The sequence below is a fragment of the Acidovorax facilis genome (genome assembly GCF_050626955.1).
Taxonomy (GTDB): Bacteria; Pseudomonadota; Gammaproteobacteria; order Burkholderiales; family Burkholderiaceae_C; genus Acidovorax; species Acidovorax facilis.
In genome coordinates this window covers 2,889,050-2,909,694 of record NZ_CP192460.1, presented here as the reverse complement: position 1 = coordinate 2,909,694, position 20,645 = coordinate 2,889,050, and the positions used below count along the sequence as shown (strand labels likewise).

Genomic DNA, 20,645 nt, shown 5'->3' with positions numbered 1-20,645 from the left:
ATGTCCAAACTGCCCGCCGCGCTGCAAAACCTCTCGCTGCCTGTCATCGGCTCGCCGCTGTTCATCATCAGCAACCCCAAGCTCGTCATTGAGCAGTGCAAGGCGGGTGTGGTGGGCTCCATGCCCGCGCTCAATGCCCGCCCCGCTGAGCTGCTCGACGAATGGCTGGCCGAGATCACGGAGACGCTGGCTGCCTACAACAAGGCCAACCCCGACAAGCCGGCCGCGCCTTTTGCCATCAACCAGATCGTGCACAAGAGCAACGACCGGCTGGAGCACGACATGCAGGTGTGCGCCAAGTACAAGGTGCCGATCATCATTACCAGCCTGGGCGCGCGCGAGGATGTGAACCAGGCTGTGCATGCCTGGGGTGGCATCGTGCTGCACGACATCATCAACAACAAGTTTGCCCACAAGGCGATTGAAAAGGGCGCCGATGGCCTGATCGCTGTGGCCGCCGGTGCGGGCGGCCATGCGGGTGTGAAGAGCCCGTTTGCGCTCATCCAGGAAATCCGCCAGTGGTTCGACGGCCCCGTAGCGCTGAGTGGTTCCATCGCCAGCGGCGACGCAGTGCTGGCCGCGCAGGCCATGGGTGCAGACTTTGGCTACATCGGCTCGGCCTTCATCGCCACGCACGAAGCGCGCGCCAGCGATGCCTACAAGCAGGCCATCGTGGACGGCAACTCCGACGACATCGTCTACAGCAACCTGTTCACCGGCGTGCACGGCAACTACCTGGCTCCGTCGATTCGCGCTGCGGGCATGGACCCCGACAACCTGCCCGAGTCCGACCCCAGCAAGATGAACTTTGGCGGCGATGCCAAGAAGGCCTGGAAAGACATCTGGGGCTGCGGCCAGGGCATTGGTGTCATCAACGCCGTGACCAGCACCGCCGAGCTGGTGGGCAAGCTGCGCCGCGAGTACGAGGCTGCGCGCGCGCGCCTCAAGCTCTGATGCTGCGCTGAGCTTTTTGGGCTCCACACCGCCGCCGCTGCCCAGGGCGTGGTGGCCTTGGGCAAGAGGGCTTCATTCGCCCGCAGTGCGCCTGGTGTGCACTGCGGGCGAAGCTGTTTCTGGCGCTCCCGAGGCAAGGGCAAACCCCCATAAGCCTGTTCTGGTGGCTGCGGATAATGATGATGATCAATAACCAAAGCGCGTGTGCTTGGGTTGCTCGGTCAGCACATTCTTTGCAAGGTGGGTGCGTGATGTTTCGTTCTTTTCTGGTGCTGCTGGTTGCCTTGTGCACAGGTGGCCTGGGCCATGCCCGCAACGAGGGCGTGACCGCCGATGAAATCCGTCTCGGCGCATCGGCGGTGCTGTCGGGGCCGCTCGGGCCACAGACTGCGCAGTATGGCGAGGGCTCGCGGCTCATGTTCGACGCGGTGAATGCGCAGGGCGGCGTGCATGGCCGCATGATCCGATACACCACACTTGACGACGGCTTCGATCCCCAGAAAGCGGTGGAGAACACGCGCCAGCTGCTGGAGACCGACAAGGTCTTCATGATCTACAACAGCACCGGCACGGCGCAGACGGCCGCCATATTGCCCCTGATCAAGGAGCACCGCACCCTGCTGTTTGGCCCGGTCACGGGCGCTTCGGTGTTTCGGGAAACCCTCAACCCCTACGTCTTTCATGTGCGCGCAGGGTATGCGAGCGAGGCTGCAAAAATCGTCTCGCAGCTGCGCCAGCAGGGCATCAGCCGCGTGGCCGTGTTCTACCAGGACGACGGACTGGGCAAAACCTTGCTGGCCGAACTCAAGAAAGCCTCCGATGAGGAAAAGCTGGCCTTCGTGGCGGAGATCAAGGTAGATCCCAAACAGCCGGACTTCGCTGCTGCGGCGCAGGCCACCGAAAAGGCACAGCCCCAGGCCGTGATCGTTGCAACCGCAGGAACCACGTTCACCAGCTACATCAAGGCCGTGCAATCGACAGCGGCGCGGCCCGCGTACTACGGGTTCTCTGTAGCCAGCATGGACGTGATCCACCGCGAACTTAAAGAAAGGGCGCGCGGCATCATCCTCGCGCAGATCATGCCGTCGCTGCGCAGCACCACGGTGCCCGTGGTGGCCGAATACCTGGCCCTGCTGCGCGCCAAGTCCCCCAGCGCCCTGCCTTCGGCTTCACAGTTCGAGGGATTCGTGCATGCCCGGCTGCTGGTGGAGGGGTTGCGCCGCACGGGGCGCAACCTGACCACGGAGTCATTCATCAAGACGATGGAGGATGCCGGTGAAATATCCTTTGGGCGCTTTAACGTCAAATACTCGCCCAAGAGCCACAACGGCTCGACTTATGTGGAGCTGGCCATTGTGGACGCGGAAGGGAGTCTGCGGTATTGAGCGGAGGTTTCACAACCCGTACGTCAGCTCCCGCGCCTTGCCCCAGAACACCCGGTACATGAAGATGGTGTAGGCAATGATCGCTGGCAGCGTGATGGCCACGCCGATGCCGATCACCACCAGCGATTCCGTGGCGCTGGCGGCCTGCCACACTGTCAGGCGGTCGATCACGATGTAGGGATAGATGCTGTAGGCCAGCCCCAGGAAGGCCAGCACAAAGATCAGCACGGTGGCGCCGAACACGATCCAGCCGTAGCCCGCCTGCACGACGCGCGGCGTGGCCAGCACATGGCGGATGGCAAAGAAGGCCGCCACGCAGGCCAGCGGAATGGGCAGCAGCGCAAACAGCTCGGGCAGTACAAACCACTTGGCAAACACCATGGGACTGACCAGCGGCGTGGCCAGCGAAATTCCCATGAGCGCAAACCCCATGGGCCACAGCGCACCCTGGCCCCAGCGGGCGGCCTTGCGCTGAAGATCGCCATCGGTCTTCATGAGGAGCCAGCCCGCGCCCAGCATCGCGTAGGCCGCAGGCAGGGTGATGGCAATGCCTGCGGAAAACAGCAGGCCCCAGGTGTCGTTCTGAAAGCCGGTGATGTAGGCCCCCAGCATCCAGCCCTGGGCCAGGGTGGTCGCCAGTGAGCCTGCCGCAAACAGGCGGTTCCATGTGGTCTTGTGCGAGTCGCGGGCCTTCACGCGAAAGTCGAAAGCCACGCCGCGCAGTATCAGGCCCACCAGCATCACGGCCACCGGCAGGTACAGGGCCGACAGCACCACGCCGTGCGCGGTCGGAAAACAGATGAGCAGCACCCCCACGCCCAACACCAGCCAGGTCTCGTTGGCGTCCCAGAAAGGGCCGATGCTGGACACCATCACGTCCTTCTCCGCATCGGTGGCAAAGGGCAGGAGGATGCCCACGCCCAGGTCGTAGCCGTCGAGGATCACATAGGCCAGCAGGGCCAGGCCCATAACGGCCATGAAGATCAGGGGCAGGGCGGTGGCCCAGTTCAGTGCGTCCATGGAGGCCTCCTTAAACGGCGCGAGGGGCTGGCGCGGGATGGGGCGCCGCCGGTGTGGGCATGGCTGGGTGTTCGGCCATGTACTTGATCACGCCCACATAGGCCACCAGCAGCAGCCCATAGACGATGAGATAGGCAGCCAGCGTGCTGGCCACCATGGCGGGCGCGTGGAGGGCCACGGCGTCGGCGGTCTTGAAAAGGCCATAGACCAAGTAAGGCTGGCGACCGATTTCGGTCACGTACCACCCGGCCAGCGTGGCCACCCAGCCTGAGAACGCCATACCCACCAGCGTGTAGAGCAGTGGACGGGGCAGGGTGGCCAGGTCTTGCTTGCGGCGGCGATACAGCACCAAAGCACCCACCCAGGCCACGGCCAGCATGAGCAGGCCCACACCCACCATCACGCGGAACCCCCAGAACACGGGCGCCACGGGCGGATGGGAACCTGGGAATTCGTTGAGCCCCTTCAGCTCGGCGTCGCTATCGTGCGCCAGGATCAGGCTGGCCGCCTTGGGGATCTGCAAGGCGTAGTCGGTGCGACCTTCCTTCTCGTTGGGCAGGCCAAACAGCGTAAGTGGCGCGCCCTTCTCGGTGTGCCAGATGCCCTCGATGGCGGCGATCTTGGCGGGCTGGTGCTCCAGCGTGTTGAGACCATGCAGGTCGCCCATGAAGATCTGCAGCGGGATCACGACGGCCACTGCGGTGATGGCCGTGCGCAGGGCCTTGCGCGTGCCTTCGTTGGCCGTGCCCTTGATGAGCTGCCAGGCACTCACACCGGCGATCAAAAAGCCTGCCGTGAGGGCCGATGCCAGCAGCTTGTGGCCCAGTCGGTAGGGGAAGGACGGGTTGAACACAATCGCCAGCCAGTCCACCGCGTGGAACTTGCCATCGATGATCTCGTAGCCCACGGGCGTCTGCATCCACGAGTTCAAACTCAAGATCCAGAAAGCCGACAGCGTGGTGCCAAAAGCCACCATGAGCGTGGCGACAAGGTGCATGCGCTCGGACACGCGCCCCCGGCCAAACAGCATGATGCCCAGGAAGGTGGCCTCAAGGAAGAACGCCGTCAGCACCTCATAGCCCAGCAGCGGTCCGGCAATGTTGCCCACATGCTCCATGAAGCCAGGCCAGTTCGTGCCGAACTGAAAACTCATGGTGATGCCCGACACCACGCCCAGCGCAAAGGTCAGCGCAAACACCTTGGTCCAGAAGTAGTAGGCCTGCTCCCAGCCCAGCGCCGCCGGTGTGCCGCGCGTGGCCGTGTGCCGCAGGCGGAAGAACACCAGAAACCAGCACAGCGCAATCGTGATGGTGGGGAACAGGATGTGAAAGCTGATGTTGGCCGCGAACTGGATGCGCGAGAGCGTGAAGGCGTCCATGGCGTCAAACTCCTGAGGGATTGCTCTTTGGCGAGTGATTGCCCTTGCCGGTCAGCCGGTCCTTGAATTCGAGCACCCGGGTAACGGCGGTGCCCATGCCCATGAGCTGCATCGCTGTTTCAGGCGCCAGGCGCTGCACGTCGTCGAACCATGTCATGAGCCGGTCGATCAGTTCGTGCATCTCGCGCATGCGTTCCTGGGCGTGGCGCTCTTCATCGGAGGAGGGCTCTTCGAGCAGCGCCATGCGCAGCATCGACAAGGTGGGTTCGATCTCGCGGCGGCGGCGTTCCTCGGCCAGCACACGGAAGATCTCCCACACGTCCTTGGGTGCCTCGAAGTACTCGCGCCGGTCGCCCGGCTGGTGGCTCAGTTTCACCAGCCGCCAGGCCTGAAGCTCCTTGAGCCCCATGCTCACGTTGGAGCGCGAAAACTCCAGCGTTTCAGCAATCTCGTCGGCATTGAGCGGGCGAGGAGACAGGAAAATGAGTGCATACATCTGGCCGACCGTGCGGTTGATGCCCCAGCGGCTGCCCATCTCGCCAAAGTGGGCCACGAACTGGCGATTCAGAGGGGGTAAATGGTTGACGTAGGTCATATAGGCATGTATTGTGCGCTTGATTTTTTGAAATTTCAGTAATTTCTGAAAATTCAGGAAATTGCATCCCCAGAAGGCGGGGTACCGCGGCAGGCTCTGGGGCTGCGCAAACTGCTGGATGCGGGGGACAATAGAGGTTTTTGTCTGCCGGTGCGGCCCCGCCTCGGCACATGCCATACCTCCCCGCTCCCATGTCTTCGTCTCCTTCCCGCATGCCCCTGATCGATATGGTCAAGGGCGTGGCGTGCATCACCATCGTCTGGCACCACCTGGCCTTTTATGGCCCGATGTCGGACATCGCCCAGCCTCTCGCCCCCGCCTTGATGGCCTGGCTGTATGACTATGGGCGCATGGCGGTGCAGGTGTTTCTGGTGCTGGGCGGCTACCTTGCCGCAGCCAGCCTGGCGCCCCAGGGCGTGGCGCGGTTTGACCATGCTGGCAATGCAGTGGCCAAGCGTTTTGTGCGGCTGGTGGTTCCCTACGCGGTGGCGTTGTTGCTGACGGTGGTGGTGGCTGCCTTGGTGCGCCCCTGGATGGAGCACCCTTCTGTGCCGGAAGAACCCACCTTGGCGCAATTGCTGGCCAATGCCTTGCTGCTGCAGGACATCGTGGACGAAGATGCCCTGTCTGCCGGTGTCTGGTATGTGGCCATCGACTTCCAGCTTTTCGCATTGAGCGTGCTGCTCTGGGCGGGCGTCAGGGCCCTGCCGGGCGCGTGGGCCCAGCGGCACGGGGCTGTTTTGGCCCGGGTGCTCATCGTGACAGGTGTGGCAGCGTCGCTGTGGGTTTTCAACCGCATGGCCGGGCTCGACATGTGGGCGATCTACTTCCTGGGTGCCTATGGCCTGGGCATGCTGGCGTACTGGGCTGTGCGCGCAGCCAGCCCGGTGGGGTGGCTGAGCGCCATGGTGCTGCTGGGCGGTGTGGCCCTGGCGCTGGACTTCCGGGGCCGCATTGTGGTGGCGCTCGTCACGGCGCTGTGCCTGGTGGTGGCGTTGCGGTCCGAACGTCTGCGTGCCTGGGGCGGTTTTGCGCCACTGGTTCGCGTGGGGCAGATGTCCTACTCCATCTTCCTCGTGCACTTTGCAGTGTGCCTGCTGGTCAATGCCGTGGTCAGCCACCTGTGGCCTGCTTCGCCGGTGCCCAATGCGCTGGGCATGCTGCTGGCGTTTGTCCTGTCCCTCGCCGCCGGGCGCCTGCTCTACCTGCGGGTAGAGCGGCATGTGCCCACCTGGTCCACCGCATTGCGCTGGCAGGCGGGGCTGGTGGGCACCGGTCTGCTGGTGGCTGTTACCAACAACGGGTTCTGAATGAGGGCTCGTGAAGAGCCCTTCAACCCTGTAGCTTGCGCTCGCGCCGCTTGCGCTGCCGGTCCAGAAACCAGGCCATGAAGGGCAGGATCAGCATCGAGCCCGGAATCACCCAGATGAACAGGTAGGGACTCACGGACGAGGCTGACCGCATCACATCCCGCAAATGGGCGCGCTCTGCGGCATCCCAGTTGCCCTGGCGGCGCTGCTGCACCAGCCACACCACCGAGCCCTTCATGGTTGCCATCTCGCGCTTGAGGCGGCTCTTTTCGCGGCTGTTTCCCGCCAGGAAGGAGCAGAACCATTCAGGAGCCCGCTCCATTCGCCGCTGGAATGCGACCGTCGAGTCCGGGTCGAACTGGTCAATCGATGGAGGGATGTCTGGCGTGTGCGGTGCGGGCGGTGTGGTCATGGCGGCTGCCATTGTCGCGGCTCATGGCGCTTTGCACCACCCCAATCCACGGCATCTGCACCCTCCAGGCTGGACTCGCCGGGAATAGAAGGCGCGCAGTGCTCCAGCGGGCTCCTGCTACCCAATAGCCTCAGAAACCGGCGTGCTCAAAGGCCAGGGCAGCCAAGCAAGGGCCGCCCCGCAGCGAGGGCGGCGTCCCCCCGCCCGCAGTGCGCAGCGCTGTGAGAGCGGGGGGAAGGCGCGCAGCGCCTCAGGGGGGTGTCCCGAATTCAACGATGCAGTTCGCCGGCACTTTCAGGCTGGTACAGGATGTCTTTCACGCGCACCGTCATCGACTTGCCGCCCGGTCCGGGCCAGGCCAGTTCATCGCCCACCGCCAGGCCCAGCAGGGCGCTGCCCACGGGCGCGAAGATCGAGATGCGGTCTGCAGTGCCATCCGCGTCGCGCGGGTAGACCAGGGTCAGGCAGAACTCCTTGCCCGTCTCCAGGATGGAGAACTGCACGGTGGAGTTCATGGTCACCACGTTGGGCGGGATGTCTTCGGGCGGCACCACATCGGCCCGGTCCAGCTCTGCTTGCAGGTCCGCCTTGCCCGGGAAGACACTGGCCGGGATGGCGGCCAGCAGGGCTTCGATGCGGTCAACGTCGAGCGACGACAGGATGATCTGGGGCTTGCGCGCCATGGCAGTACCTCTAAGGTGGTGACAAAGCGCGGGACTGTAGACCATCGCGAATCTCGCACTGCCGCGCGCGGTCAATCTCCCTGGATGTTGCGCGCCTTGATCAGGGCGCCAAACCGTGCGCTGTCGATGGAAGCCCGTGCGTTGAAGTCGGTGGGCGACATAGGGGCAGGCACCCCGCCCAGCGCCGTGATGCGGTCCTTGACGGCCTGCGTGCCCAGCACCTTGTTGATCTCGCGGTTCAGGCGCGTGACCACGTCGGGCGGTGTGCCCGCCGGTGCATAAAAGCCAAACCAGGTGTCTGCGTCAAAGCCCTTCAGGCCTACTTCGTCCAGCGTGGGAACGTCCGGGAAGAGGGGTGAGCGCTTGGCGCTGCCCACGGCCAGCAGCCGGAGCTTGCCCGCTTTCACATGCGAGAGGCCGATACCCGGGTCGAACATGAAGTCCAGCTGCCCACCCAGCAGGTCCTGCATGGCCGGTGCCGCGCCCCGGTAGGGCACATGCACCGCAAATACATTGGCCTGGGTCTTGAGCATCTCGGCCGCCAGGTGGGGCGAGCTGCCGTTGCCCGGCGTGCCAAAGCTCAGCTTGCCGGGGTTGGCCTTCAGGTGCGCGAGGAACTCCTGGATGGTGTTGACCGGCAGCGAGGGGCGCACCTCCAGGAAGACCAGCACCCGTGCAGCAGCAGCCACGGGTGTCAGGTCCTTGACGGGGTCGAAAGGCATCTTGGGATACAGGTGCGGGTTGACCGACACCATGCCGCCCGAACTCATGAGCAGGGCATAGCCGTCGGCCGGGGATTTGGCCACGGCCTCCCCGCCGATGTTGCCGCCCGCACCGCCCCGGTTTTCCACCACCACCGGCTGTCCCAGCGCGGCCTGCAGGGGCTGGGTGACGGCGCGCGCAATCTGGTCGGCGGCGCCCCCGGCGGGGAAGTTGACGATGACTTTGATCGGCTTGCTGGGCCAGGTGTCTGCCATGGCGGCGGTGCTGAGCAGCACGCTGACAGCGGCGCATGCCAGCGTGCGCAGCAGGTGGCGGGGGGTTGGGGAGGGCGGGTTGTGAACGGGGTGCATGGTTGTCTCCAGTCAAGGTGAGCGCCCGGGTGCGCCGGGTCTGGTGTGTTGTGGTGATGGGGTGAGCCGGGAAGAACGGGTTGTGCAGGGCCTGTCAGGCCACGTCCACCTCAACCAGGATGGCGCGCGGGCTGGCCAGTGCATCGCGCAGCGCCTGGTGCAGCAAGGCGGGGTCGCTCACACGCACGGCCTCGCAGCCCTGGCCACGGGCGAGCGCGAGGAAGTCGAGATCCGGCAGGTCGGTGCCTTCGAGCTTGTCGCCTTCGTGGAAGCCGAAGGTGGGGGCAAACTCCTGCAGCGCCGCGTAGCGGCGGTTCTTGAGGATGATGAAGGTGATAGGCAGCTTCAGCTGCGCCGCGCTCCACAGGGCCTGGATGGAATACATCGCCGAGCCGTCGCCCAGCAGTCCGATCACCTTCTTGTCGGGTTTGGCCAGCGCCACGCCCACGGCGGCAGGCATGCCATAGCCCAGGCCGCCGCTGCACATGGTGTAGAAGGTTTCGCTTTGCACAATGGGCAGGTAGGCGTGCATGGCTGCGCGCGAGCTGGGCGCTTCTTCCACCACGATGGAGGCCGCATCGCGCACCTCGGCCAGGGTCTGCATCACATAGGGCACGCTCATCAGCGGCCCCGTGGGCTCCACACGCGGGCGTGCGGGGCGCGGTTGTGGCAAGGCGCGTGGCGGTGGTGCGGGGCGCGCCAGCAGGTCGAGCACCCCGAGCCGGATGCCGCCCACGGCCGAGGTGCCTTCAGGCGTCCAGGCTGCGGTGCCGGGGTCTTCAATCAGCTGCACCAGTTGCGCGCCCGGCGGCACATGCGGGCCAAAGCCTTCCACGTGGTACGTGAACGCCGCGGCGCCCAGCGCAAACACCAGGTCGTGGCCGGCGAGCAGCGCGACGATTTTCTCGCGCATGGCGGGCAGCACCCCGGCGAACAGGCGGTGGTCCTGCGGAAAGCCGCAGCGGCCCGCCATGGGGGCAATCCACACGGCAGCGTTGTGCCGCTCGGCCAGCGCCACCACCTCGTCCCAGGCACGGTCGCGGTCCACGGCGGCACCCACCACGAAGACGGGGCGCCGCGCGGCATCCAGTGCATCGCCAATGGCCTCCAGCACGCGGGGCTCGGGACGCGTTTCGGTGCTCACGGTGCGCGCCTTCAGCGGCTCGCAAGGCTTGTCCCAATCGTCGGCGGGGATAGACACCAGCACCGGCCCACGCGGCTGCTGCATGGCGATGTAGTAGGCGCGGGCGATGGCCAGGGGCACATCTTCGGCGCGCGCGGGCTCCACGCTCCACTTCACGTAGGGCTTGGGCAGCTCGGTGGCCTGGCCCGAGAACAGGAAGGGGTCGAACGGCAGGATGGAGCGCGCCTGCTGCCCGGCCGTGATGACCATGGGCGTGCGGTTCTTGTGCGCCGTGAAGATATTGCCCATGGCGTGCCCCACGCCGGCCGCCGAGTGCAGGTTCACAAAGGCGGCGTTGTGGGTGGCCTGCGCATAGCCGTCGGCCATGCCCACCACCACCGATTCCTGCAGGCCCAGGATGTAACGGAAGTCGCTGGGAAAGTCGAGGAACAGTGGCAGCTCGGTGGAGCCCGGGTTGCCAAAGATGGTATCGATGTGAAAGCCGCGCAGCAGGTCGAGCACGGCCTCGCGCACGGTGGGGAGATGGGGTTGTTCTGAAGGCATCCCCGCATCTTCGGATGGCTTGCTCTATCCATCAATACAATGAAGTGACTAAGCGGTATTCACTCAATGCATATTAAAGACATCGACCTCAACCTTTTGCGCCTGTTCGATGCCGTCTACCGCACGCGCAACGTGAGCCGGGCCGCCGAGCTGCTGGACCTGACACAGCCGGCAGCCAGCCAGGCGCTGACGCGGCTGCGTTTGCTGATCAAAGACCCGCTGTTTGTGCGCGCGGGCGGCGGCGTGCAGCCCACCCCCAAGGCCGACCGGCTGGCCAACGCCGTGCGCAGCGCGCTGGGCCTGCTGGAAGAGGCCCTCAACGAGTCGGCCCTGTTTGACCCTTTGCAGTCGCACAAGGTGTTCCGCATTCACATGAGCGATATTGGCGAAGGCCGTTTTCTGCCCGACCTGATGGTGGCGCTGCAGCATCAGGCGCCCGGAGTGCGGCTGGAGACATTGCCCGTGCCACGCCACGAGATCCCCCAGCGGCTGGACAGCGGTGCCATCGACTTCGCCTTTGGCTTTTTGCCCACGGTGAAGGATACGCAGCGTGTGCAACTCATCCAGGATCGCTACGTGGTGCTGCTGCGCGCAGGCCACCCCTTCGCCGCCACCAGGCGCAGCGGCCCTGTCCTGCTCAGCGCCCTGCACCAGCTGGAGTTTGTGGCCGTGCGCACCCACTCCGACACCCTGCGCATTCTGGAGATGCAACAGTTGCAGGACCGCATCCGCCTGACCACCGAGCACTTCATGGTGCTGCCCGCCATCGTGCGGGCCACGGACCTGGCCGTGGTCATGCCCCGCAACATCGCACGCACTTTTGCGGCCGACGGTGGCTACACCCTGATCGAGCCCGCACTGCCGCTGCGTGACTTCACGGTGTCGCTGCACTGGAGCCGCCGCTTTGAAAGCGACCCCGGCAACCAGTGGATGCGGGGGCTGATCGAGCAGCTGTTCAAGGAGTAAACCGTGCCAAGGCCGCGCGCATGCTTGCGGGGGCGGAGGGGCAAGCACGCAGCACCAATTGGCTGTATATTTATACAGTTATGTCTCGCACCTTCACGGACAAGTCCGACATCCCTGCGCCGCCCGAAGAGGTCCGCATCCCGCTGCAGGCCATCCGTGGCCGGGGCGCGGCCACGGCCCTGGCTCACCGGTTTGCGCGCGATGTGCGCGACGCGGCCGACGACGGCTGGGGCCAACTGCCGGGGGGTAACGATGCGGACGACGATGCACCCGCCGCCCCCGTCGCCACCCGCGTGCATCTCGAAGCCGCGCGCAGCGCCATCTGCGCCAACGACTCGCCGGACATCTTCTTTGAACTCTCGGTGAACCCCTACCGGGGCTGCGAACACGGATGCATTTACTGCTACGCGCGGCCTACCCACAGCTACCTCAACTTCTCACCGGGGCTCGACTTTGAAACGCAGATCGTGGCCAAACACAACATTGCCGAAGTGCTGCGTAGCGAGCTGTGCGCGCCGCGCTACGTGCCCCGTTTGATCAATATCGGCTCGGCCACCGACTGCTATCAACCTGTGGAGCGCGAACTGAAGCTCACCCGCAGCCTCATCGAAGTGATGCGCGACGCGCGCCACCCGTTTTCGCTCATCACCAAATCCAGCGGTGTGGAGCGTGACCTGGATTTGCTGGCTCCGCTCGCAGCGCAACGCCTAGCGGCGGTGTACGTCACCATCACCACGCTCGATGCCACGCTGGCCCGCCGCATGGAGCCCCGCGCCGCAGCGCCCCACCGGCGCCTGCGCACCATCCGCGCGCTTGCCGAGGCTGGTGTGCCCGTGGGCGTGAGCGTGGCGCCACAGATCCCCTTCATCACCGAAGACATGGAACAGGTGCTGGAGGCCGCGCGTGACGCGGGTGCGCGCAGTGCCTTCTACACCGTGCTGCGCCTGCCGTGGGAGCTGGATACGCTCTTTCGCGAATGGCTGCAGGTGCATTACCCCCAGCGCGCCGCGCGCGTGATGGCCCGCGTGCAAGACCTGCACCACCTCAGCGACGCCGAGCGCCGCGCGGGCAAAACCTACAACAGCGACTTCGCCACCCGCATGAAAGGCACCGGCCTGTGGGCCGACCTGGTGCGCCAGCGTTTTGCCACCACCTGCCGCAGGCTGGGCCTGAACCGCGAACGCGTGGAGCTGGACCTGGGCCAGTTCCGCCCCGGGCTGCTGCAGGGGCAAAGCAGCCTGTTCTGACCCGGCTGTGTGGCGCAGTGGGTTGAAAATTTAAATAAAAATGGCCGCTTCCGCTCGTCCAGCATGCCTCAATAGCTATTTAAATGATAGCTATTGAACCAGGCTCCACAAGCGCACGCCAGGGCCACGTGTGGGCTGTGTGTATCGCCCCCTCACACGGTCCACAGGCTTTGCACCACCTGCGTGTACAGCGGAATGCCCAGCACGATGTTGAGCGGAAACGTCAGCCCCAGCGACAGGCTCACATACAGCGACGGGTCGGCCTCAGGGATGGCATAGCGCACCACCGCAGGCACGGCGATGTAGGACGCACTGGCCGCCAGCACCATCAGCAGCACCGCATCGCCTGCAGGCACAGCCACCAGCCAGGCCAGGCCCAGCGCCAGCGTGGCGTGGGTGATGGGGCCCAGCACCGCATAGGCCAGCAGCCAGGGCGACTGCTGGCGCACCGCAGGCAGGTTGCGTGCGGTCGATAGGCCCATGTCCAGAAGGAACAGGCACAACATGCCCTTGAACAGATCACCCGAGAATGGCTGCATGGCCGCCTTGCCCGCATCGCCCGTCAGCAGGCCAATCAGCATCGCGCCCAGCAGCAGCAACTGCGTGCCATCGGTGAACGACTCGTGCAGGATCTTGCCCACCGGCAGGTGGGGGCCGCCCTTCCCATTGACGTTGCCCGGGCCATGACCGCCCAGCGTGGCGGCGCCCCCGCCTGTCATCGCCACCACGGGCGGGGCGGTGGTGGCCACGGCCACAGCCTGCTGTTTTTGCCGCAGCGCATTGGCCAGCAGCACTGCGAGGATGATGGCGGGCGACTCCATCAGCGCCATCGCCGCCGCCATATGGCCGCCGTAGGCGATGTGTTGCGACTCCAGGTACTGCGTGGCCGTCACAAACGTCACCGCGCTCACCGATCCATAGGTGGCTGCCACCGCCGCCGCATTGAAGCCCGACAGCACCCGCCGCAAGAGCGCATAGCCCACCATCGGCACCACGATGGCCAGCAGCACCGCCAGCCCCAGGCTGGTGGCCACGTTGGACGTAAAGCCCGACGCCGCCAGCGCAAACCCGCCCTTGAGGCCCAGTGCCATTAGCAGGTAGATCGACAAGAACTTCGAGATCGCCGCAGGCATCTCCAGGTTGGACCGCACCAGGCCCGCAAACACACCCAGGGCAAAAAACAGGATCGCAGGGTCCAGCAAGTTTTGCATCATTCAACTCCTTGGGCGCCAATGCTATGCAGTGCAGGGTGCAAAGTAAAATCGATTCGAATGCGCTTATCTATAGATAAAAATCTATGAACATCACCTTTCGCCAGCTGCGCCTTTTTCTGGCGCTGGCCGAAACCGGCAGCGTCAGCGCCGCCGCCCGGGTCATGCACGTCACCCAGCCCACCGCCTCCATGCAGCTGCGCGAGGTGTCTCAGGCCGTGGGCCTGCCGCTGTACGAAGTCATCTCGCGCCGCGTGCACCTCACCGAAGCGGGGCATGCCCTGGCCCGCACCGCGCGCGCCATTGCGGGCGAGTGGGATGCGTTTGAGCAGCGCGTGTCTGGCGCCAAGGGCCTCACCAGCGGACGCCTCAAGGTCGCCGTGGTCAGCACCGCCAAATACTTTGTGCCGCGTCTGCTGGGCAGCTTTTGCAAGCTGCACCCGCAGATCGACATCTCGCTGGAGGTGCTCAACCGCGACCATGTCATCAACCGGCTGCGTAGCAACCTGGACGACCTCTACGTCATGTCCATGCCGCCGGCCGATTTGCCGCTGGAAGACCATATCCTCATGCCCAACCCGCTCGTCGTCATCGCCGCCGCAGGCCACCCACTCGCCGCGAAAAAGCGCGTCAAGTTCACGCAATTGCAGGCCGAGCGCTTCATCCTGCGCGAAAAAGGCTCCGGTACCCGTATGGCCACCGACGCGCACCTGCGCCAGCTGGGCTTTGTTCCCAGCGCCGTACTGGAGCTGGGCAGCAACGAGGCCATCAAGGAATCGGTGGAAGGCCAGCTGGGCGTCTCCATCGTTTCCCGCCACAGCCTCGGCCCCCACCACGAGGGCCTGGCCGTGCTCAACGTGCAAGGCTTCCCCATTCAGTCGCAATGGCACCTGGTCTGGCCCAAGGGCAAGCAGCTGTCACCGATTGCGGAGGTGTTCCGGGGGCACCTGATGGGCGAGGTGAAGGGGTGGATGGAAGGACGGTGAGGGTGACGCTTCTTGCTTGAATGGCTGATATCGGCCACCCAAGACCCCATCACCGACGTGGAGCCCTCTGTACAGCCGCATTCAATGATGGGCGTTGCAAGCCAGGCTTGGGTTCTGGCAGATCACGGTCCAGCAGGCAGTCGATGAAAGCCGTCAATGCCGGTGATGGATGGCGCCGGTTGGAGTAGTACAGGAACAGGCCGGGCTTTGCCACCGACCAGTCGGCAAGCACCTGCACCAGCCGCCCCTGGTCAATGTGGTTGTCCACCCGCTCACGGTCAAACGCATAGGCAATGCCCAGGCCCTGCACGGCCGCAGCCACGCCCATGTCCGAGTGGTTGGTCACCAGCGGTCCTTCTGCGGCAATCTCCACCCGTTTTCCTTTTTTCTCGAACTCCCAGCGGTAGGTCCGGCCATCCATCTGAAGCCGCCAGTTGATGCACGCGTGGCCGTGCAGGTCGGCGGGCGCCTTGGGCGTGCCGCGCTGCGCCAGGTAGTCGGGCGAGGCCACGGCAATCATCTTCACGTCCGGTGTCAGGCGCACGGCGATCATGTCTTTTTCCAGCCGCCCGCCCACGCGGATGCCCGCATCAAAGCGGCCCGCAACGATGTCGCTCAGCCCGTCGTCCACCACGATGTCCAGCACCACATCCGGGTGGGCCTGGTGAAACCGCCCAAGCCGTGGCGCGATGACCTGCGTGGCGGCCATGCCCAGCGTGTTGATGCGCAGCGTGCCCCCCATCTGGCTGGCCGACGCACTGGCTTCGGCCACTGCGTCGGCCATGTCCCGAAATAGCGGGGCCATGCGCGCATACAGCTGCGCCCCGGTGGCCGTGGGCGCCACGCTGCGCGTGGTGCGGTTCAGCAATCGCGCGCCCAAGCGGGCTTCCAGCTGGCGAATCGTCTGGCTCAGCGCCGACGGCGACAGCCCCAGGTGCTCCGCCGCGCGCGCAAAGCTCGCGCGCTCGACCACGGCGGCAAAGGCCTTCAGTTCTGCAAAATCCGATCCGCGCATTCTGTATTTTTTTCTACATAGCTTATTAAAATTCTAGGCCATTCACTAATTGGTTCTGCAGGCGCATCCTGACGACTCCACCAACCCAACGACTAGGGGTGACCTGCATAACCCTCGCGAGGCGGTGGTAGCGCGGATCGGGATGGGGCACAAGGCGTCTTTTCTTGCCAATAGCCGCGCTATTGGCAAGAAAAGCAACGCAGTGGACAGCCCGAGACCGCGCTATCACAGACCGCAGGGAGTTGTGCAGCTCATCCCTAAACCAAGGAGATCGTCACCATGACCCCTTTGAGCCTCCCTGACCCCATTGCCGCCTACTTTGCGGCCGACCAACAAAAGAACGCTGAGGCCATTGCCCGGTGCTTCACGGCACAGGCCGTCGTCAAGGACGAGGGCCGCACCCATTCGGGCATCGACGCCATCAAGGCCTGGAAGGCCGCGGCATCGACAAAGTACACGTACACCACCGAACCCTTTGCGCTGCAGCAGAGCGACGGCCACCAGGTCGTCACCAGCCGCGTCGAGGGCAACTTCCCTGGTAGCCCGGTCGATCTGCGCTACCGCTTTCGCCTTGAGCGTGGCCTGATTGCGTCGCTGGAGATCACGGTATGAGCTTCGACCTTCAACTGCGCGGCCAGCGCGCACTCGTCACGGGCGGCACCAAAGGCGTGGGCGCGGCAGTGGTGCAGGCTTTGGTGGACGCCGGTGTGCAGGTGATGGCTACCGCGCGTTCAGCCCCTGCGCACCCGATTGGCGGCGTGCTGTATGTGCCTGCCGACGTCTCCACCGCAGAAGGCGCTGTAGAGGTTGCGCAGGCGGTGCTCACGCACTGGGGCTGCGTGGACATTCTGGTCAACGTGGTGGGCGGCTCCAGCGCGCCAGGCGGGGGCTTTGCAGCGCTGGACGATGCGCAGTGGTTCAACGAACTGAACCAGAACCTGATGCCCGCCGTGCGCCTGGACCGCGCTTTGTTGCCCGCCATGCTGGCCCAGGGCGCGGGCGTCATCGTCCACGTCAGCTCTATCCAGCGCGTGCTGCCGCTGCCCGGGTCCACCACCGCCTACGCTGCTGCCAAGGCGGCCCTGTCCACCTACAGCAAGGCCTTGTCGAAAGAGGTCACGCCACAAGGCGTTCGCGTGCTGAGCGTCTCGCCCGGCTGGGTCGAAACCGAAGCCGCCGTCGCCCTGGCCGAGCGCGTGGCCACCCAGGCAGGCACGGACTACGAAGGCGGCAAGCAGATCATCATGCAGTCGCTGGGCGGCATCCCGCTGGGCCGCCCCGCCAGGCCGCAAGAGGTGGCCGACCTGATCACGTTTTTGGTGTCACCGCGTGCGGGAGCGATATCGGGCTCGGAGCATGTGATTGATGGGGGCACGGTGCCGACGGTTTAGAGGCGCAGCAATGCGGCTTTTCACATCAGCCCTGGTGGAACGCCAGGAACTGACACCCGGTTGAGCTGCGGTTCGTCTTACCGCACCCCTGTCAGGCCACCGCCACCGACAGCCCGCGTTACGGGGCAGTTGATGACGATATCGGTGACTTCGAGCGAGACCAGGCCTTTTTCTTCGGCAGCCAATAGCTCCTCCTCCGATGTCAGCTCGGGCCCCGGATCGTGTGTCGTTCTCGTCACCAGGACGAGGCGCCACAGTGGGCTGTAGCTTCGGTCCGTGTTCGCCGCGCCCACGGGACGTGGCGCAGATTGAAAGATGCTGATCTGTTCGCCCTGCGAGAATTTGTACACACGCTCCAGCACCGAGGGGCGCGCGGCGATGGCGTCGCGCAGGCGAGGGACGTGGTTCACACCGGCGGCCTCTGCCATGGCGCCGTCCGAGATGTCTGTCGTGATGTACTCCACCTGTCGCCCGTCAACCCAGGCACGGTGCAGTGGAAGTACCGTTTCTGTCCGTCCGGCATCAAAACGGGGCCCCGCGCATCCGATGAGCAGAACCACGGATGCAATGGCGATGGTGAGACGAATCAAGTGCGACGCTCCTGGTGAGGCTGAACGTTGATCCTGAGCAGCATGTGGTGGCTAGCCGAGGTGAGTCGGCTCGTGCGACGGATGGGAGTGCTGGCGCATGGTGCTGCCATTTTGCCCAAGCGACCTCTGACACCAAGAAGCAAAAAACCCCGGCGAACGGAACCAGTCAGTGGGTTGAGGCTGTCGCGTCCCCGTCATAGGGCCTGCCTAAACCAGCACATCCCGAATAGCCACGTCCTTGTCAAACTGTGCCTTGGCAAATGGGCACAGCGGGACCACCTTGGTGCCCGTAGCCCGCGCCCACTGCACCAGCGCGCCCAGCAACTCGCGCCCGACACCTTGCCCGCTGAGTGATGGATCCACCTCGGTGTGGTCCACGATGACCATCGTGGCGTTGGTGCGGCTGTAGGTCATCTCGGCCAGGCGCTGGCCGCTGTTCTCGATGGTGAAGGCGCCTTTGGCGTCTTGTTCCTGGTGCTGGATGGTGTACTGCATGGGGTGGGGAATGAAGCAGATGGAATAGGTGCCGGAGTATGGCGCAGCAGGTATTGCCGCCGCTGACCGACTGATGAATGGGTTGCTTCTTCGGTCGGTCGGCCAGTTCAGGTTTGCTGATGCTTTGGTTGCGAAGGCAGCGCCAAGCAGCATGCCGTGTTCCGCTACGCCTGACCAAATGCCTCCGACAGAAACTCTGCCGTGGCGCGGACGCGTGCGGTGCGCTGCAGGTCGGGGTGCATGACTTGCCAGACCTCGTAATCGGTGGCGCGGCGGCGTTGGGGCCAGATGCGGACCAGGCCTTCGCGCTCGCCCATCCACACCGGCATTTCACCAAGGCCAATGCCCGCTGCCACCGCCTTGCGCACCAGCAGGCTGGAGCGCACGGCCATGGCGATGCGGGCTTGGCGGGCGGGCACACCGGCCATGGTCAGAAACGGGCTGTGCTCCAGGTAGGGGCCATAGGCCACCAGGTGGTGGCCGCGCAGTTCGTCGTCGGGCACGGGTTCGCCAAAGTGCTCGATATAGCCCGCGCTGGCAAACAGGCCCACCGGCCATGACACCACGCGGCGCACGACCAGGTCGGGCGTCTCCGGGCGGACGTTGCGAAACGCAATGTCCACCTGCCTGCGGCTGAGGCTGAGCAACTGGGTGGAGACCTCCAGGTCCACACGGATGTGGGGCCAGTGCCGCTGCAGGCGCTCGACTGCGGGCAGCAGCAGGTCGATGGCGATGGAGTCGGTACTTGTGACGCGCACGATGCCGCCGGGGTTTTCGTCCTGGCCTTCGATTTTGGTGCGCAGGTCGAGGGCTGCGCTTTCCATGCGGCGGGCGGCTGCCAGGGCCGTTTCGCCTGCCGGCGTGAGCAGGTATCCATCTTTGGCACGCAGGAACAGCTTGGCGCCCAGCTCGGCCTCCAGTGCATTCAGCCGCCGCCCCACGGTGGCTTGGTCAATGCCCAGGCTGCGCGCGGCGGCGCGCAAGGAGGGGGCTCTTGTCAGCGCGAGAAAGACGCGGGTGTCGTCCCAGTTCATGGTGGTATTCATCGGGTGGGAGTGATGCAATTTTGCATCACTACAGAGCGAAATTGCTGCGTTTGAATTGTGTGTTGGCGCTGTAACCTTGCAGGCCTGAATGACATTTTTGAGGACTGCAACCCATGCCCACCGCTTTGAGTGAACAACATACCGCCACTGTGCAGACCGCCGTACCACCCACCATGCAGGCCATCGTGTTCGACGACTTCGGTGGGCCTGAGGTGCTGGTGGCCCGGGAGGTCCCGACCCCCGAGGTGCGTCCGCACGACCTGTTGGTGCGCAACGCCTCCATCGGCGTGAACCGCGCTGATCTGTTGCACCGCAAGGGGGCTTACGGTCGCGCCTACTTTGGCGATGCGGACACCATGGGGCTGGAGATCGCGGGCACGGTGGTCGCGGTGGGCCCTCTGGTGCGCGGCTTTGCCGTGGGCGACCGTGTGATGGGCATTGTGGGCGGCGGGGCCTACGCCGAGCTGTCGCGCATCGACCACCGCATGGCCATGCATGTGCCGGAGGGCCTGGGCCTGGTGGCAGCGGGTGCGGTGGCAGAGGTGTTTGTGACTGCACACGAGGCGCTGTTCCACCTGGCCAACCTGCAGGCGGGCGAGTCGGTGCTGATCCACGCAGCCGCAGGCGGCGTGGGCTCGGCGGCGGTGCAACTGGCGAAAGCGGCGGGCGCACGGGTGTTTGGCACAGCAAGCGGTGACAAGCGCGATGCAGTGCTGGGCTTTGGCGCGGATGTGTTCATTGATTACCGCAGCGAGGACTTTGCGGCCGTGGTGGCGCAGGCAACGGACTGCAAAGGTGTGGACGTGGTGATCGACTTCATTGGTGCGCCATACCTGGAGCGCAACGTGCGGTCGTTGGCCGTGGGCGGGCGCATGGTGGCCGTGGGCTTGCTGGGTGGTGCGCAAGGCGCCACGTTGCCGATGGACGCCGTGCTATACCGCCATCTGCAGATCTTTGGCACGGTGATGAAGTCGCGCCCGCCCGAGGTCAAGCAGGCCATGGTGCAGCGCTTTGCCGAGCGGTGGCTGCCTGCGCTGGCGGCCGGTGCGATCTGGCCGGTGATTGACAGCACCTACCCGTTGGCAGATGCCGCGCAGGCCCACAGTCGCATGGAATCTGGCGTCAACGTCGGCAAGATTCTGCTGCTGCCAGGGGCGGCGTGAGGCGCGCAGAAGTTCATTGTTGCGGTTGGGGCATGGCG

The 20,645-nt window shown here is 65.0% G+C and carries 21 protein-coding genes; 9 read left to right on the top strand and 12 right to left on the bottom strand.

What is annotated here, in order from left to right; all coding sequences use genetic code 11:
- A complete protein-coding gene (locus tag ACQ4MJ_RS13340) occupies positions 1–954 on the top strand; it encodes an NAD(P)H-dependent flavin oxidoreductase (RefSeq protein ID WP_431152369.1) in 954 nt (317 codons plus the stop codon).
- A gap of 251 nt (positions 955–1,205) precedes the next feature.
- Complete coding sequence (locus tag ACQ4MJ_RS13335; protein WP_431152370.1) at positions 1,206–2,339, top strand: ABC transporter substrate-binding protein; 1,134 nt, start codon at positions 1,206–1,208, stop codon at positions 2,337–2,339.
- A gap of 9 nt (positions 2,340–2,348) precedes the next feature.
- On the opposite strand, the gene ACQ4MJ_RS13330 is transcribed toward ACQ4MJ_RS13335, so the two are convergent.
- From ACQ4MJ_RS13330 to ACQ4MJ_RS13320, 3 genes are read right to left on the bottom strand one after another with little or no spacing between them, the layout of a single operon-like run.
- On the bottom strand, positions 2,349–3,359 hold the full coding sequence (locus ACQ4MJ_RS13330; RefSeq protein ID WP_431152371.1) for a cytochrome d ubiquinol oxidase subunit II: 1,011 nt from the start codon (positions 3,357–3,359) through the stop codon (positions 2,349–2,351).
- Between the two features lie 10 nt (positions 3,360–3,369).
- Positions 3,370–4,737 (bottom strand): cytochrome ubiquinol oxidase subunit I, encoded by a 1,368-nt coding sequence (locus ACQ4MJ_RS13325; protein WP_431152372.1) that lies wholly within the window; start codon positions 4,735–4,737, stop codon positions 3,370–3,372.
- Between the two features lie 4 nt (positions 4,738–4,741).
- Complete coding sequence (locus tag ACQ4MJ_RS13320; RefSeq protein ID WP_055394259.1) at positions 4,742–5,332, bottom strand: GbsR/MarR family transcriptional regulator; 591 nt, start codon at positions 5,330–5,332, stop codon at positions 4,742–4,744.
- A gap of 191 nt (positions 5,333–5,523) precedes the next feature.
- On the opposite strand from ACQ4MJ_RS13320, the gene ACQ4MJ_RS13315 reads away from it, so the two are divergent.
- On the top strand, positions 5,524–6,642 hold the full coding sequence (locus tag ACQ4MJ_RS13315; protein WP_431152373.1) for an acyltransferase family protein: 1,119 nt from the start codon (positions 5,524–5,526) through the stop codon (positions 6,640–6,642).
- 22 nt (positions 6,643–6,664) lie between these two features.
- Here the strand turns inward: ACQ4MJ_RS13315 and ACQ4MJ_RS13310 are convergent, their stop codons facing one another.
- The 4 genes from ACQ4MJ_RS13310 to mdlC all read right to left on the bottom strand — a co-directional run bounded on the left by ACQ4MJ_RS13310 (position 6,665) and on the right by mdlC (position 10,497).
- Positions 6,665–7,054, bottom strand: coding sequence for a hypothetical protein (locus ACQ4MJ_RS13310; RefSeq protein WP_431152374.1), 390 nt, complete (start codon positions 7,052–7,054; stop codon positions 6,665–6,667).
- A 269-nt stretch (positions 7,055–7,323) separates the two neighbouring features.
- Positions 7,324–7,737 carry a nucleoside diphosphate kinase regulator gene (gene rnk, locus ACQ4MJ_RS13305; RefSeq protein WP_055394263.1) on the bottom strand — a complete coding sequence of 138 codons (414 nt, stop codon included), beginning with the start codon at positions 7,735–7,737 and terminating at the stop codon, positions 7,324–7,326.
- A gap of 71 nt (positions 7,738–7,808) precedes the next feature.
- Positions 7,809–8,810, bottom strand: a complete 1,002-nt coding sequence (locus ACQ4MJ_RS13300; RefSeq protein WP_431152375.1) for a Bug family tripartite tricarboxylate transporter substrate binding protein — start codon at positions 8,808–8,810, stop codon at positions 7,809–7,811.
- A 94-nt stretch (positions 8,811–8,904) separates the two neighbouring features.
- The gene (gene mdlC, locus ACQ4MJ_RS13295) at positions 8,905–10,497 is read right to left on the bottom strand and encodes a benzoylformate decarboxylase (protein WP_431152376.1); all 1,593 of its coding nucleotides are present in this window, start codon (positions 10,495–10,497) and stop codon (positions 8,905–8,907) included.
- A 66-nt stretch (positions 10,498–10,563) separates the two neighbouring features.
- Between mdlC and ACQ4MJ_RS13290 the strand changes: the two genes are divergently transcribed.
- Both ACQ4MJ_RS13290 and ACQ4MJ_RS13285 read left to right on the top strand, forming a co-directional pair.
- Positions 10,564–11,463 (top strand): LysR family transcriptional regulator, encoded by a 900-nt coding sequence (locus ACQ4MJ_RS13290; RefSeq protein ID WP_431152377.1) that lies wholly within the window; start codon positions 10,564–10,566, stop codon positions 11,461–11,463.
- An 80-nt stretch (positions 11,464–11,543) separates the two neighbouring features.
- Positions 11,544–12,710, top strand: a complete 1,167-nt coding sequence (locus ACQ4MJ_RS13285) for a PA0069 family radical SAM protein (protein WP_431152378.1) — start codon at positions 11,544–11,546, stop codon at positions 12,708–12,710.
- 152 nt (positions 12,711–12,862) lie between these two features.
- Here ACQ4MJ_RS13285 and ACQ4MJ_RS13280 read toward each other — a convergent pair whose 3' ends face one another.
- Positions 12,863–13,921 carry a sodium-dependent bicarbonate transport family permease gene (locus tag ACQ4MJ_RS13280; protein WP_431152379.1) on the bottom strand — a complete coding sequence of 353 codons (1,059 nt, stop codon included), beginning with the start codon at positions 13,919–13,921 and terminating at the stop codon, positions 12,863–12,865.
- 86 nt (positions 13,922–14,007) lie between these two features.
- Between ACQ4MJ_RS13280 and ACQ4MJ_RS13275 the strand changes: the two genes are divergently transcribed.
- Positions 14,008–14,907: a LysR family transcriptional regulator gene (locus ACQ4MJ_RS13275; RefSeq protein ID WP_121419447.1), complete on the top strand. Its 900-nt coding sequence runs from the start codon at positions 14,008–14,010 to the stop codon at positions 14,905–14,907.
- A gap of 49 nt (positions 14,908–14,956) precedes the next feature.
- Here the strand turns inward: ACQ4MJ_RS13275 and ACQ4MJ_RS13270 are convergent, their stop codons facing one another.
- Complete coding sequence (locus tag ACQ4MJ_RS13270) at positions 14,957–15,922, bottom strand: LysR family transcriptional regulator (protein ID WP_431152380.1); 966 nt, start codon at positions 15,920–15,922, stop codon at positions 14,957–14,959.
- Between the two features lie 279 nt (positions 15,923–16,201).
- Between ACQ4MJ_RS13270 and ACQ4MJ_RS13265 the strand changes: the two genes are divergently transcribed.
- Both ACQ4MJ_RS13265 and ACQ4MJ_RS13260 read left to right on the top strand, forming a co-directional pair.
- Positions 16,202–16,534 carry a nuclear transport factor 2 family protein gene (locus ACQ4MJ_RS13265; protein ID WP_431152381.1) on the top strand — a complete coding sequence of 111 codons (333 nt, stop codon included), beginning with the start codon at positions 16,202–16,204 and terminating at the stop codon, positions 16,532–16,534.
- Positions 16,531–17,313: an SDR family oxidoreductase gene (locus ACQ4MJ_RS13260; protein WP_431152382.1), complete on the top strand. Its 783-nt coding sequence runs from the start codon at positions 16,531–16,533 to the stop codon at positions 17,311–17,313. The genes ACQ4MJ_RS13265 and ACQ4MJ_RS13260 overlap by 4 nt, the downstream gene beginning before the upstream one ends.
- Positions 17,314–17,390: 77 nt before the next feature.
- Here ACQ4MJ_RS13260 and ACQ4MJ_RS13255 read toward each other — a convergent pair whose 3' ends face one another.
- The 3 genes from ACQ4MJ_RS13255 to ACQ4MJ_RS13245 all read right to left on the bottom strand — a co-directional run bounded on the left by ACQ4MJ_RS13255 (position 17,391) and on the right by ACQ4MJ_RS13245 (position 19,432).
- A complete protein-coding gene (locus ACQ4MJ_RS13255; RefSeq protein ID WP_431152383.1) occupies positions 17,391–17,903 on the bottom strand; it encodes a DUF7482 domain-containing protein in 513 nt (170 codons plus the stop codon).
- 207 nt (positions 17,904–18,110) lie between these two features.
- Positions 18,111–18,551 (bottom strand): GNAT family N-acetyltransferase, encoded by a 441-nt coding sequence (locus tag ACQ4MJ_RS13250; RefSeq protein WP_431173642.1) that lies wholly within the window; start codon positions 18,549–18,551, stop codon positions 18,111–18,113.
- 11 nt (positions 18,552–18,562) lie between these two features.
- Positions 18,563–19,432 carry a LysR family transcriptional regulator gene (locus tag ACQ4MJ_RS13245; RefSeq protein ID WP_218299734.1) on the bottom strand — a complete coding sequence of 290 codons (870 nt, stop codon included), beginning with the start codon at positions 19,430–19,432 and terminating at the stop codon, positions 18,563–18,565.
- Positions 19,433–19,617: 185 nt separating this feature from the next.
- Here ACQ4MJ_RS13245 and ACQ4MJ_RS13240 point away from each other — a divergent pair, with 185 nt between their 5' ends.
- On the top strand, positions 19,618–20,607 hold the full coding sequence (locus tag ACQ4MJ_RS13240) for an NAD(P)H-quinone oxidoreductase (RefSeq protein ID WP_431153069.1): 990 nt from the start codon (positions 19,618–19,620) through the stop codon (positions 20,605–20,607).
- Positions 20,608–20,645 lie beyond the last annotated feature (38 nt).